Here is a 12422-nt window from a genome sequence, read left to right on the forward strand (position 1 = left end):
CCTGCTCAGCCATCGGGCTTCCGCTGACGCTCTCGCTGGAAGACGCGATCCTCCAGCATGAAATGCTGGATCATGCGGACGGCCAGGTGGGCCTCATCCACCCGCGCACCACCCGATCCTGACATCGCAATGATATCAGCATAAGCCTTCAGATCCCGGAAGACACGGGCTGGTAGATCCACTGTCAGCTTCACGGGCTTCTCGTCCGGCACGCTGGTGATCTTCAAGGTCGCCATTGCCATCTCTCCCTCTCATGCCAGGATCTGAGCGCCAGGTCTCGATTCAGCAGCACGGTGAACGGTAATCCGGGCCGGTCGGTCAGCGTCGGCTGGACGTTCAGGCTGCGATCGATCAGCCGGTTGCCGACCATGGAGAACCCGTTCGACGCCCCACTACGGATCGCCTGCATCAGATTGTTCTCGCCGAAGGACGTCCCGGCCTCGGACCCCACGCTGAGCATGGTGGTCACCAGTGCCGCCTTGAACAGTTCGCCCCAGTGCCGATCGACCTGATCGGAGAGCCCGGCCTGGCCGATCGCGTCGGCGCCCGGCAGGTTCTCCAGCACGACGGACTCCCCGTCCGGAAGGATCAGCCGGGTCCAGATGACCAGCGTGCGATCCTGCCCGAAGGCGATCGCACTGCTGTACTGGCCGACCAGCGTGCTGCCCTGAGGAATCAGCAGATAGCGGCCGGTCGGGCTGTCATAGACATTCTGGGTGACATGGCCGGTAAGCTGCCCCGGCAGACCGGAATTCACCGCCGTATTGAGCGCGCCGGCAATGATTGTGCCCGCCTGGAGGATATAGGGCGAAGCCGGCGCCACGATCCGTTCCAAACTGACGGTCCGGTGATCGACCGCCTGCGCCAGAAAGGCGCGGTTACCGGCCTGCGGGTCGGTATCGTTCGACCGGGCCACGTTTCCCGGTCCAGTCTCTGCCCCGATCATCGGGGTGGCGGTGCCACTGCCTTGCCGATCCCCCTGCCCCACCTGCACGAACAGCTTGCTGCCGATCGCGGCATCGATCTCCTGCTGGGCGCGGCGCGCGTCGTCGTTGCCGATCGCGCTGACCGGGATCGACTTGCCCTGCTGCTGCGCGTTGAGGATCGGTCGGCCGAGATCACCGGGCAACGCCGGTCCCAGCTTCGTCACACCGGTATAGTCTTTCGGCAGGGCCTCCAATCCCGCCGCCGCAGGTCGCGAGGCGGTGTCCTGATCGGCGGGTGACGATGAGACGTGGCGGTTGGCCTGCAGGGCGTACCCCAGCGCGAAAGCCACGGCGATCGCCCCCGCCCCTCCCAGCGACCAGACAACACGGCGGGACAGCCGCACCACGCGCGGCCGATCGGCGCGCAGGCGCAAATCGGGCGGCGCCGCGACCAACTTCGGTTGTCCGTCGCGCGACGGCTCGTCACTCATGACGGCCGCCCATCGGTGCGGACAATCCGCACCCTCTGCTCGCTGTGCTTGTCGCCCAGGCGCAGCTCGGCCGCAGCGAACAGCCGGTCGACGATCATCCAGTTCTGCCGGACACGGTAGTTGACCAGCGCCGGACCGCCGTCCGGGCCGAGAACGAAGAGCGGCGGCAGTTCGCCCTGCCCGATCCCAGACGGAAAGGCGATATAGACCTTGCGCCCGTCATCGAAGACCCGCAGCGGCTGCCAGGGCGGCACGCTGCCTTTGACGTCCTGGATCACATAGCGGAAATTGAGGTCGTTCAGGTTCAGTCCGGTATCGACGGGCGCTTCGTCCTCGGCGGCGTCATCCTGCCGGTGCAGGGCGATCAGATCATCCTCGGGATAGTCCCACGACACCGAGGCCATGTAGGTGGCGGGGGTGGAGCGCAGTTCCGCCAAATAGGTGCGGCGATCGGTATTGACGATCAAATTGGTGACCAGATCGGGCCGGGTCGGCTTGACCAGGATATGGACGCGCTTTGTGCCGCCTGCCCCGCTCTCGGTATCGCCGATGATCCAGCGCACCGTATCGCCAGCCGCCACCGGGCCGCTGCCGACCAGCTTCTCGCCGGGCTGGAGCATGATGTCGGTGATCTCGCCGGGCGAGGCATAGACCTGATAGAGCGCGCCGGGAGAATAGGGATAGACCTGCACGGCATTGAGGAAACCGGCCCGCGTCGGCTGGATCCGCGCCGCCAGATTGGCCTGGGTCACCCGCGCGGCCGGATCGGCGGCCTCGGACGGCGGGGTGTGCCGGAAAGACCGGCGCGACGGCAGCGGCTTCAACTGGCCGGGCAGCGGTAGCGGCTGTGGCACTTCGACCACCTGTACCGGCTTCGGCGGCTCCGGCAGGCGCGTCGCCCGCACGGCGTCATCGTAGCGGATGGCGGGTGGATGATAGGCGGACGCGCAGCCGCCAAGCGCCAGCAGCATCAGCGGAAGCGCGCGGAAGATCGAGCGGATCATTGTCCAAGCTCCTTCGACCAGTTGATGGCGGAAACGAAGACGCCGAGCGGGTTGCGGCGCAGCCGGTCGGCGTCATGCGGCGCGGCGATCAGCACCGAGAGGATCGCGGTCCAGCGTTCTGTCCCCGTGTAGGCCCCGTCGCGGTAATGCCGCTCGGTCCAGGCAATGCGAAAACTCGCCGGCGAGGCGCGGATCACCGAGGAGACGTCCACCTCGACCTGCTCACGCCCGATCCGGGCAAACGGATCGTTGAGCCGGGCCTCGTCGTTCAGCGCGGCCGCACCAGCGGCGGTGGTGAAGTCATAAGCGCGCAGCCAATCCTGCCGGACGACCACCGGGTCGGAGGACAAGCCGCGCACGTCCTCGATGAAGCGTGCCAGAGACCAGGCGATCTGCGGATCGGTGGGTAAATATCCGGACGTCGCCGGGGCGACGACTTGCGCCTCGCCCAATTTGTCCACCTGCACCACCCAGGGCACGATGGTACCGCGCGCAGATTGCCAGACCAGCGCGGCCCCGAGACCGGCGGACAGCAGTAATGAACCAAAGGCCATCAGTCGCCAGCTGCGGGCCTGGACGCGGGCGGAGCCAATGCGCTCGTCCCAGAGCTGCGCCGCCTTCTGGTAGGGCGTGACGGGCTCGGGCGAGATGCCATAATTTGTGGTCGAGCGACGGAACATCGCCATCATTCTTTCTCCGAAAGGTCGATGCTGGAACTTCCGCCGCCGCCGTCGGCCGAGCGGATGACATTGGCGGCTTCCGCCGCATGGGCCGCGGCATTGTGACGCTTCATTTGCCGCGCCCAGCGGGGCGGCTTGCCGTCCGGGGACGGACCGGAACCGCCACCATCAGGACCACCGCCGGCGGGCCCACCACCATCACCGGACAGTCCCGAAGACCCAGCCCCACCCGATGGACCGCCGCTTCCGCCATCTCCGCCGCCATTGCCGCCACCGCGGGACCGCCCGCCCATCGCATTCGCGGCCCAGCGTCCGCCGGCGGCGTAGCTTTCCTTCAATGACGAGGCCGCCGCGCCGACCTTGCTCTTCGCCGCGTTCATGGCAGCGCCACCAACAGCCCGGCCCATTCCGCCGATCCCGGCCGCCACACTTCCCGCGCCGCCCGCTCCCGCCGCTCCGGCGCTGTAGGCCGTCGTGGCAGCCCCTGCGATCGCGGCCCCGCCGCGTGCGGCAGCAGCGGTCGCACCAAGCGCGGCAGCGCCCCCGGAAACCAGGGCGGCGGGGGCGGCAACAGCCGCAGCGCCCATGGCGCCGACCGCCATGCCGGTCCCGGCCGCCGCCCCGGCGCCAAGCTGGGGGGCACCGGAAATCAGTCCGTTGGCGACGCTGCCGCCATACATGGCGAGCCCGATCATGGCGAGGGCTGCGAGCACCACCGAGAGCGCCTGGCCAATCGTCGGCAAGCTGTCGCCATAGGACGTGGTGAACTGAGAGAACAGCGTGGAGGCGATGGCGCTGATCACGGCGAAGACCATGATCTTCACGCCAGACGACACCACATTGCCCAGCACCTTCTCGGCGAGAAACGCCGTGCGGTTGAACAGCGCGAAGGGGATCAGGATGAATCCCGCGAGCGTGGTGAGCTTGAACTCGATGATCGCCACGAAGAGCTGGACGGCCAGCACGAAGAACGCCGCCATGACGATGAACCAGGAGATCAGGAACACCGCGATCTGGGCGAAGCCGGTAAAGAAATGGATCGGGTCGAGGAACTGATGCATCGCGTCCAGCAGCGGCTGGGCCGCGTCAAATCCCGTCGCCGCCAGCCTTCCGGGATGCACGAAATCCCCAAGCGCCAGTTTTCCGCCCCCGACCTTCAGACCAAGAGCGGCGAAACTGTCGAAGATCTTCTTGGACAGCGCGTCGAAATTGTCGATCACGAACGCGAAGAAACCGATATAGAGCGTCTTCTTAACCAGACGCTGGATGATATCCTCGTCTGCCGCCCAGGCCCAGAACAGCCCGGCGAGCGCGATGTCGAGGACGGACAGCGAGCCCGCCAGAGACACGACATCACTTTTCACCAGACCGAAACCGCTATCGATCGTCGTGGTGAAACTGTTCAGGAAATTGTCGATGACGCCTGCATTGGTGATGCCTGTGTCCGCCATGACCGTCAGCTCCCGTCGTTGAAGACGGAGACGGCGCCGGGCACGTAGACGTCGTGCTGTACGAAATGCGCGTATTGCGCCTGGCCTTCCGCCTCGGCCACCGCCTCCCGTGCCTGCTGGAGCTGCTGCGCCCGGCCATTGGCGGACAGAACCGCGATCACGTCCGCGAGCTGACGGGATTGCAGGGCGAGCAACTGGTTGCCGGCCTGGGCCGCCTGGAGCGCGCCCGTCGAACTCTGGCTGGCCGAAACCAATTGGGTCATGGCGCTGCTGTCGCTGGGAATGTTGCCCACCACCTGGGCCTGGGCCTTCAGCGCGTCCTCGAAGCCGCTGACCGCGTTCTGCCAGCGGGTCTGCGCCTGGCTGAACAGGGCGCTATCCGACATCGACGCGGAAATCGACGTATACGCCTGCTGGTATTGCTGCTCGACCGACTGGACGCTGTAGGCGATGTTCTGCGCCTGATTCAGAAGCGCCGTTGTCTGGGAAATCGTCGATTGCAGCGTGGACAATGTCGACAATGGCAGGGATGCCAGATTCCTCGCCTGGTTGGCGAGCGAGGAAATCTCGTTATCGATCTGCTGGAGTTCTCGCGCCGCGATCATCACGTTCTGGCCGAAATTGGCGCCGTCGAACACCGCCCATTGTGCGTAGGCTGGGGTGACCGAAAGAGACAATATGCTGACGATGCCGCCAAGAAGCAGGATCCGCCTCATGGCACTTCTCCTTCCCGGAGAAGGTCGGCGGCCCAGGTGACACCCCGCGCCGCGAACCAGGCCGACAGGAATCCGTCCCGCCCATGCTCGGCCAGTACCTCGTCGATCAGCCGGTGATCGTCCTTTCCCGAAGCCGCGCACAGCGCCAGCGCCACGGGGCCAAGCCCCAACTCGAACAGACGGTTGCCGCGCTGGGTCTGGCAGTAATACTCCCGCTTCGACGCGGCACGGGCGATGATGCCGATCTGGCGGTCGTTCAGCCCGAAATCGCGATAAAGCGCCATGATCTGCGGCTCGATCGCCCGTTCGTTGGGCAGGAAGATCCGCGTCGGACAGCTTTCCACCACCGCCGGCGCGATCCGGCTGTTAGCTATGTCCGACAGACTCTGCGTCGCAAAAATCACCGACGCATTCTTCTTGCGCAGGGTCTTGAGCCATTCGCGGAGTTGGCCGGCGAAATCGCCATCGTCCAGCACCAGCCAGCCCTCATCGATCACCAGCAGGGTCGGCCGCCCGTCGAGACAGCCCTCGATGCGATGGAACAGATAGGACAGCACGGGGGACGCAGCGCCGGAGCCGATCAGCCCCTCGGTCTCGAACACCACGATTTCCGCGTCGCCCAGCCGCTCGGCATCCGCGTCGAGCAACCGGCCATGGGGGCCGCCGAGGCAATAGGGGGCCAGCGCCTGCTTCAGGGCGTTGGACTGCAGCAGTGCGACCAGTCCCGACAGGGTGCGCTCATGGAACGGCGACGACGCGAGCGAGTTCAGCGCCGACCAGAGATGCGCCTTTACCTCCGGCGTCAACGCCGTCCCCTCGCCCACGAGAATCTGGCCGAGCCATTCCGTCGCCCAGGCTCGTTCGTCGGGATCATCGATCTGCGCCAGCGGCTGGAGCGAGACGGCGGGGAAACCACCTTCCCCATCAGCGGTATTGTCCGACAATCTCCCACCAAGGTCGTGCCAGTCCCCGCCCATGGCCAGCGTCGCGGCGCGCAGCGAGCCGCCGAAGTCGAAGGCGAATATTTGCGCGCCCTGATAGCGGCGAAACTGCAGCACCATGAGCGCCAGCAGGACGGATTTCCCGGCCCCGGTCGGCCCGGCGATCAGGGTGTGGCCGACATCGCCGACATGCAGGGAAAACCGGAACGGCGTGGCACCGGCGGTCTTGCCGTAGAACAACGGCGGGGCACGGAAGTGGGTATCGCGGTCCGGCCCGGCCCACACGGCGGAGAGCGGGACCATATGCGCCAGGTTCAGACTCGAGACCGGCGGCTGACGCACATTGGCGTAGACATGGCCGGGAAGAGAACCGAGCCAAGCTTCCACGGCGTTGAGGTTTTCCGCCATGCAGGTGAAGTCGCGGCCCTGGATGATCTTCTCGACCAGGCGCAGCTTTTCGGCCGCGATGCTAGCGCTGCCGTCCCAGACCGTCACCGTCGCGGTGACATACGCCTGCCCGACATTGTCCGCGCCGAGCGACTGCAACGCCAGATCGGCGTCGGCCGCCTTGTTGGCGGCATCATTGTCCACCAGCGCCGACGCCTCGTTGGTCATCACCTCGCGCACGATGGCGGCGATCGATTTCCGCTTGGCAAACCATTGGCGACGGATCTTCGTCAGCACCTTGGTGGCATCGGTCTTGTCGAGCAGGATCGCCCGCGTCGACCAGCGATACGGCATAGCCAGCCGGTTCAGGTCATCGAGAATCCCCGGAAAGGTCTGGCTCGGAAACCCGGTGATGGTCAGGGTCTTGAGGTAGGCCGCGCCCAGTTTCGGTTCCAGCCCACCCGCCAACGGCTGGTCCACCAGCAGCGCATCCAAATGCATGGGGATTTCCGGCACGCGGACGCACTGCTGCCGGGTCGAAATGGTACTGTGCAGATAGGTCAGCGTCCCGACGTCATCGAGCCAGCCCGCCTCGGGCATGAAGCCTTCCAGCAGCGCCAGTAGCCGGTCGCTGCGGTCGATGAAATTGCGCAGCAGCCCGTGCGGATCGGGGCCGTCGCGCTCCATGCCCTCATAAAGCAGGCGCTCTGCCCGGCCGGAGGTTTCCGCCGACGGCAGCCACACCAGGGTGAGGAAATACCGACTCTCGAAATGCGCGCCCTCATCCTCGAACGCTTCACGGCGCTCCAGATCGACCATCTGGCTGGCCGCGTCGGGAAAGTCGCTCTCGGGATAGAGCGTCGCCGGGACGCGCTGCGCCTCGACGAACACCGCCCAGCCGGAGCCAAGCCGGCGCAGCGCATTGTTCAGCCGCCCGGTGACGCCGACCAGTTCGGCCGGGGTGGCGCTGTCGAGATCGGGACCACGGATATGTGCTGTGCGCTGGAAAGAACCGTCCTTGTTCAGTACCACGCCGCGTTCGACCAGCGCGGCCCACGGCAGGAAATCGGCCAGCAGGGACGCACGGTTGCGATATTCGCTAAGGGACATCATCGCCGATCCTCCCCTATGCCCGCATCCAGGCGGGATAGCGGAGATGCCGCCGTCCCACCTCGACGAACAGCGGATCGCGCTTTGCCCCCCACACCGCCAGGCTGTGCCCGACGATCCAGAAGACGGCCCCGATCAGCCACAGCCGCAGGCCCAGCGCGATCGCGGCGGCCAGCGTGCCGTTGGCGATCGCCACCGCGCGCGGGGCACCACCGAGCAGGATCGGCTCGGTCAGCGAACGATGCACCGGGACATGGAATCCCGGCACCGCGTCGTCCTCATATCCGGCGGCCATCAGATCAGCGCCCCGCCGGCGAAGGAGAAGAAGGACAGGAAGAAGCTCGACGCCGCGAAGGCGATGGACAGGCCGAACACGATCTGGATCAGCCGGCGGAATCCGCCCGAGGTCTCGCCAAAGGCCAGGGTCAGGCCGGTCACGGTGATGATGATCACCGACACGATCTTCGCCACCGGTCCCTGCACCGAGTCCAGGATCTGGGTCAGCGGCTGCTCCCACGGCATGCCGGAGCCCGACGCCCAGGCACTGGAACCGAACACCACCGTCAGCAGAGCGGCGGACGCGATCGTAGCAACGTGCTGCCGCACACGGGGACTGTACTGGATCATCGGGATTCTCCGTCGGTCTGGATTGGATGGATGCGATAATCGCCGGTCGCGGGATCACGCCCGTCGACCGTGGCGAGTTCGGACAGGCGGCGGGTGCTGCCCCGCCCGGACAGCACGGCGATCACATCGATGGTCTCGGCGATCAGGGCACGTGGCACGGTGACCACGACTTCCTGGATCAGTTGCTCGAGCCGGCGTAGCGCGCCAATCGCGGTGCCGGCATGCAGCGTGCCGATGCCACCGGGATGGCCGGTGCCCCACGCCTTGAGCAGGTCGAGCGCCTCGGGGCCGCGCACCTCGCCGATCGGAATTCGGTCGGGCCGCAGGCGCAGCGCCGAACGGACGAGGTCGGAGAGGGACACCACGCCGTCGCGGGTACGCAGTGCCACCAGGTTGGGCGCCGCGCATTGCAATTCGCGGGTGTCCTCGATCAGCACTACCCGATCGTCGGTTTTGGCGACCTCAGCGAGTAGAGCGTTGACCAGGGTGGTCTTGCCAGTCGACGTGCCGCCCGCGACCAGGATGTTCCGCCGCTCCGCGACCGCCCGGTGCAGGAACTTCGCCTGGCCTTCCGTCATGATCCGGGCGGCGACGTAATCATCGAGGGTGAACACCGCGACGGCGGGCTTGCGGATCGCAAAGCTCGGCGCAGCCACAACCGGAGGTAGCAGACCCTCGAACCGCTCACCGGTCGGCAGCTCGGCCGATACGCGCGGCGCGCTCTCATGCACCTCGGCGCCGACATGGTGCGCCACCAGACGGACGACGCGCTCGGCGTCGGGGGCACTCACCGTTTCGCCCGTGTCCGCCAGCCCCTCGGACAGACGGTCGACCCACAGCCGCCCGTCCGGGTTCAGCATCACCTCGACCACGGAAGGATCGGCGAGGTGTGTTGCGATAGCCGGCCCCATCGCCGTCCGCAGCATGGCCATGCCGCGTGTCCTGACACTGTTTTCGATTGCTGTGACCGGCATGCGCGTCCCCGTCCGTTCGGATCGTCCGGCGGTTCCGGACGACGACGGGGATGATTAGAAAGGGGCAGATTTATTGGCCCGCAACAACGAATTCGGTGGATGCGGCGTTCGGGTAGGACATGGACAGCTATTCGGTTGGGTCGCTGTCCGCTGCCCCCTGCCGTGCGGCGATGTCACGCGAGCGCTCGCGCAGGAATCGGTCGCCGGTCGCCAGGCGCCGCTCCAGCGCGGTCAGGAACCCCTCGAACCGCTCCAGCCCCATCGCCCGCGCCGAGGCCCGCGCGCTCTCCGGCAGCGGCGGGGTGCTGGTCAGCCAGAAGCGGATGAACAGGGTCAGGGTCTCCGCCAGGATGGAGATGTCCTCCTCCAGTCCGGCGATCTGGCGCGACATGCGGTCCAGCCGCCGCGACGTCGCGGCCTCCTGCCGTTCAGCGGCGTCATCCGTCAGGAAGGACAGCACGGCGGTCTCGACCAGCGCCGATTTCGAGAGATCCCGCCGCGCGGCGCGCGCTTCTAGTTGCTTGAGGATGTCCGGATCGAAATAGATGTTCAGGCGTCGGCTGCGCTTCTGCATGATGGCCCCCTACAAGCCCAGCCCGTCGGCCGGATCCATGCCGGCCTGGCGCGCGATACCCCGCTGCGTCCGGAGCCATTCCGCCGTCCGGCGCGCCTCGGCGTCCTGCTCGTCGTCAGGGAGATCGAATTCCCAGGCGGGGTCAGGCCGCTCCGGTGCGATATCCTCGTGCTCCGGCAGGTCCGGCTCGCGCCGGATCCCGCCGTCGGTGTCGGCGCCCTTGGTCGTTCCCTGTGTGGAAGCGGGTTCCTCGTTTGACGCGCCCACCGGATCAGGTGCCACGCTGACCCCCGCCCAGGCATCGGCGACACAAGTGGCCTCCCCTTTCCCGCAGACGGCGGGATCGGGCGGCGGCAGGATGCGCTCCCGGAAACGCGGATCGTCGTAATAGCGAGCCTTGAGCGCGCGGATCGGCGGGCAGCCGGCGAGCATGACCAGTTCCTCATTGTCGGGAAGCTGCTGCACCTCGCCCGGCGTCAACAGGGCCCGTGCCGTCTCCTGGCGGGAGACCATGAGGTGTCCCAGCCAGGGCGAGAGACGGTGGCCGGCGTAATTCGTAGCATCCCGCTGCTCGGTCGCCGTGCCGAGCGCGTCGGACACCCGTTTCGCAGTCCGCTCGTCATTGGTCGCGAAGCTGACCCGGACATGGCAGTTGTCGAGGATCGCATTGTTGGGGCCATAGGCCTTCTCGATCTGGTTCAGCGACTGGGCGATCAGGAAGGCCCGGATGCGGTAGCCGGCCATGAAGGCCAGCGCGCTCTCGAAGAAATCCAGCCGCCCCAGAGCGGGAAATTCGTCGAGCATCAACAGCAGGCGCCGGCGCTTCCCCGCCGCGTCGAGATCCTCGGTCAGCCGGCGGCCGATCTGGTTCAGCACCAGCCGGATCAGCGGCTTGGTCCGGCTGATGTCCGAGGGCGGCACGACGAGGTAGAGTGAGGCAGGCCGGTCGCCCTGAACCAGGTCCGCGATCCGCCAGTCGCAGCGGCTTGTGACGTGAGCGACCACAGGGTCGCGATAGAGGCCGAGGAACGACATGGCGGTGGACAGCACGCCGGAGCGCTCATTGTCCGACTTGTTCAGCAATTCCCGTGCCGCCGAGGCGACGACGGGATGCGGCCCCTTTGTCCCGAGATGATTTGTGCGCATCATCACCGCCAGGGTAGCTTCGATCGAGCGCTGCGGGTCAGACAGGAATTTGGCCACCCCGGCCAGCGTCTTGTCCGCTTCGGCATAGAGGACATGCAGGATCGCGCCGACCAGCAGGGAATGGGAGGTCTTCTCCCAATGGTTGCGCCGCTCCAGCGCCCCCTCGGGATCGACCAGGATGTCGGCGATGTTCTGGACGTCACGGACCTCGTATTCGCCCGGCCGGACCTCCAGCAGCGGATTGTAGGCGGCGGACGCCCGATTGGTCGGGTCAAACAGCAGCACGCGGCCGAAGGTGGCACGGAAACCCGCCGTCAGCTCCCAGTTCTCGCCCTTGATGTCATGGACGATCGCCGAGCCGGGCCAGGTCAGCAGGGTCGGGATCACCAGCCCGACGCCCTTGCCGCTGCGCGTCGGCGCGAAACACAGCACATGGTCGGGGCCGTCATGGCGCAGGTAGGCGCGGCGATACCGTCCCAGCACCAGTCCGTCAGGGCCGAGCAGCCCGGCCCCGGCAACCTCCTGCCGGCTGGCCCAGCGGGCGGAACCGTAGGTTTCCACCCGCCGCCGTTCCCGCGCCCGCCAGATCGATAGCGCGAACGCGACGATCACCGCCAGGATAACGCCGGCAACGCCGATCCGCGCCCCCCGCACGAACACCGAGGGCGCGTAGGCATCGAATTCGTACCACCACCAGAAGAACAGCGGCGGGGCATAGACCGGCCAGCGCTGGTCCAGCAGGAACCAGGGCCGCCCCAGCGCGGGCTGGAAGCCCAGCCGCCAGGCGGTCCATTCCGTCGCGGCCCACCAGAACAGGAGGACAATCGTCAGGACCAGGATCACCTGGCCCCAGAGCACGCGCGTGGCGGACATGCTTCCCTCCCTGACAGGACACCTCTCCGTCAGCGAAGGAAAGGCGGGGATTTCCGCAAGCGGATTCCGCGCCTGTGCGGCAACCGGCGGCGAAAGGATAGGGAATAGGACGGGCGCGCTCAGTGCGCCGTTCGACCACCCGGTATGGTCAGCAGCTGGCGGTAACCGACATCGCGCATCCAGCGCGCCCGCGCCATGTGCGAGTCCCAGCAGCGGCGCGCGCCGGGCTCGTCCGCAGCCGCATCGCGGCCGAGCACGATCCGCGCGACCTCGCGCCAATCCGCGCCGTCCGCCTCCGCGTCGAGCAGGCGCAGGTAGGTCACGTGATGGAGGTGGTCGTAGGCGGTCAGCGCCGGGCCGCCGGGGGCCTCGGCGGCGATCGCGGGATCAGGCCTGTCCTGGGTCGGCGTGATATCCTGCACGAGGGGCACCCCATGGTCGACTGGTCGCTCTACGCATCGTGCGGTCAAAGTTCCCGCGGCGCAAGACGAATAGGAACGATCGTTCCTAGAATGATCGTTC

At 66.9% G+C, this 12422-nt stretch carries 13 protein-coding genes; all 13 read right to left on the minus strand.

Going from position 1 to position 12422, the window contains the following annotated elements:
• Positions 1 to 5: 5 nt before the first annotated feature.
• Positions 6 to 236, minus strand: a complete 231-nt coding sequence (locus QN315_RS09555; RefSeq protein WP_323993244.1) for a DUF2274 domain-containing protein — start codon at positions 234 to 236, stop codon at positions 6 to 8.
• The gene (locus QN315_RS09560) at positions 224 to 1417 is read right to left on the minus strand and encodes a TrbI/VirB10 family protein (RefSeq protein ID WP_323993245.1); all 1194 of its coding nucleotides are present in this window, start codon (positions 1415 to 1417) and stop codon (positions 224 to 226) included. The genes QN315_RS09555 and QN315_RS09560 overlap by 13 nt, the downstream gene beginning before the upstream one ends.
• Positions 1414 to 2421, minus strand: coding sequence for a P-type conjugative transfer protein TrbG (gene trbG / locus QN315_RS09565; RefSeq protein ID WP_323993246.1), 1008 nt, complete (start codon positions 2419 to 2421; stop codon positions 1414 to 1416). Before trbG ends, QN315_RS09560 begins: the two co-directional genes overlap by 4 nt.
• Positions 2418 to 3101: a conjugal transfer protein TrbF gene (gene trbF / locus QN315_RS09570; protein ID WP_323993354.1), complete on the minus strand. Its 684-nt coding sequence runs from the start codon at positions 3099 to 3101 to the stop codon at positions 2418 to 2420. The genes trbG and trbF overlap by 4 nt, the downstream gene beginning before the upstream one ends.
• Before the next feature lie 5 nt (positions 3102 to 3106).
• Complete coding sequence (trbL, locus tag QN315_RS09575; protein ID WP_323993247.1) at positions 3107 to 4552, minus strand: P-type conjugative transfer protein TrbL; 1446 nt, start codon at positions 4550 to 4552, stop codon at positions 3107 to 3109.
• Between the two features lie 5 nt (positions 4553 to 4557).
• A complete protein-coding gene (gene trbJ / locus QN315_RS09580; RefSeq protein WP_323993248.1) occupies positions 4558 to 5268 on the minus strand; it encodes a P-type conjugative transfer protein TrbJ in 711 nt (236 codons plus the stop codon).
• The gene (trbE, locus tag QN315_RS09585; protein WP_323993249.1) at positions 5265 to 7709 is read right to left on the minus strand and encodes a conjugal transfer protein TrbE; all 2445 of its coding nucleotides are present in this window, start codon (positions 7707 to 7709) and stop codon (positions 5265 to 5267) included. The genes trbJ and trbE overlap by 4 nt, the downstream gene beginning before the upstream one ends.
• Before the next feature lie 13 nt (positions 7710 to 7722).
• The gene (locus QN315_RS09590; RefSeq protein WP_323993250.1) at positions 7723 to 8001 is read right to left on the minus strand and encodes a VirB3 family type IV secretion system protein; all 279 of its coding nucleotides are present in this window, start codon (positions 7999 to 8001) and stop codon (positions 7723 to 7725) included.
• Positions 8001 to 8333, minus strand: a complete 333-nt coding sequence (locus tag QN315_RS09595; protein WP_323993251.1) for a TrbC/VirB2 family protein — start codon at positions 8331 to 8333, stop codon at positions 8001 to 8003. The genes QN315_RS09590 and QN315_RS09595 overlap by 1 nt, the downstream gene beginning before the upstream one ends.
• A complete protein-coding gene (trbB, locus tag QN315_RS09600; RefSeq protein WP_323993252.1) occupies positions 8330 to 9307 on the minus strand; it encodes a P-type conjugative transfer ATPase TrbB in 978 nt (325 codons plus the stop codon). Before trbB ends, QN315_RS09595 begins: the two co-directional genes overlap by 4 nt.
• 127 nt (positions 9308 to 9434) lie before the next feature.
• Entirely contained in the window at positions 9435 to 9881 is a 447-nt protein-coding gene (locus QN315_RS09605; protein ID WP_182987186.1) for a CopG family transcriptional regulator, read from the minus strand.
• A 9-nt stretch (positions 9882 to 9890) separates the two neighbouring features.
• Positions 9891 to 11900 (minus strand): conjugal transfer protein TraG, encoded by a 2010-nt coding sequence (locus QN315_RS09610; RefSeq protein WP_323993253.1) that lies wholly within the window; start codon positions 11898 to 11900, stop codon positions 9891 to 9893.
• 119 nt (positions 11901 to 12019) lie between these two features.
• Entirely contained in the window at positions 12020 to 12313 is a 294-nt protein-coding gene (locus QN315_RS09615; protein ID WP_182987244.1) for a DNA -binding domain-containing protein, read from the minus strand.
• Positions 12314 to 12422 lie beyond the last annotated feature (109 nt).

This window comes from Nguyenibacter sp. L1, from assembly GCF_035199985.1.
Lineage (GTDB): Bacteria > Pseudomonadota > Alphaproteobacteria > Acetobacterales > Acetobacteraceae > Gluconacetobacter > Gluconacetobacter vanlangensis.

Bases quoted from the DNA above. Each gene is read 5' to 3' on its own strand.
- QN315_RS09605 (WP_182987186.1), bottom strand. From the start codon at position 9,881: ATGCAGAAGCGCAGCCGACGCCTGAACATCTATTTCGATCCGGACATC.
- trbJ (WP_323993248.1), bottom strand. From the start codon at position 5,268: ATGAGGCGGATCCTGCTTCTTGGCGGCATCGTCAGCATATTGTCTCTT.
- QN315_RS09595 (WP_323993251.1), bottom strand. From the start codon at position 8,333: ATGATCCAGTACAGTCCCCGTGTGCGGCAGCACGTTGCTACGATCGCG.
- QN315_RS09590 (WP_323993250.1), bottom strand. From the start codon at position 8,001: ATGGCCGCCGGATATGAGGACGACGCGGTGCCGGGATTCCATGTCCCG.
- trbL (WP_323993247.1), bottom strand. From the start codon at position 4,552: ATGGCGGACACAGGCATCACCAATGCAGGCGTCATCGACAATTTCCTG.
- QN315_RS09560 (WP_323993245.1), bottom strand. From the start codon at position 1,417: ATGAGTGACGAGCCGTCGCGCGACGGACAACCGAAGTTGGTCGCGGCG.
- trbG (WP_323993246.1), bottom strand. From the start codon at position 2,421: ATGATCCGCTCGATCTTCCGCGCGCTTCCGCTGATGCTGCTGGCGCTT.
- QN315_RS09610 (WP_323993253.1), bottom strand. From the start codon at position 11,900: ATGTCCGCCACGCGCGTGCTCTGGGGCCAGGTGATCCTGGTCCTGACG.
- QN315_RS09555 (WP_323993244.1), bottom strand. From the start codon at position 236: ATGGCGACCTTGAAGATCACCAGCGTGCCGGACGAGAAGCCCGTGAAG.
- trbB (WP_323993252.1), bottom strand. From the start codon at position 9,307: ATGCCGGTCACAGCAATCGAAAACAGTGTCAGGACACGCGGCATGGCC.
- trbE (WP_323993249.1), bottom strand. From the start codon at position 7,709: ATGATGTCCCTTAGCGAATATCGCAACCGTGCGTCCCTGCTGGCCGAT.
- trbF (WP_323993354.1), bottom strand. From the start codon at position 3,101: ATGTTCCGTCGCTCGACCACAAATTATGGCATCTCGCCCGAGCCCGTC.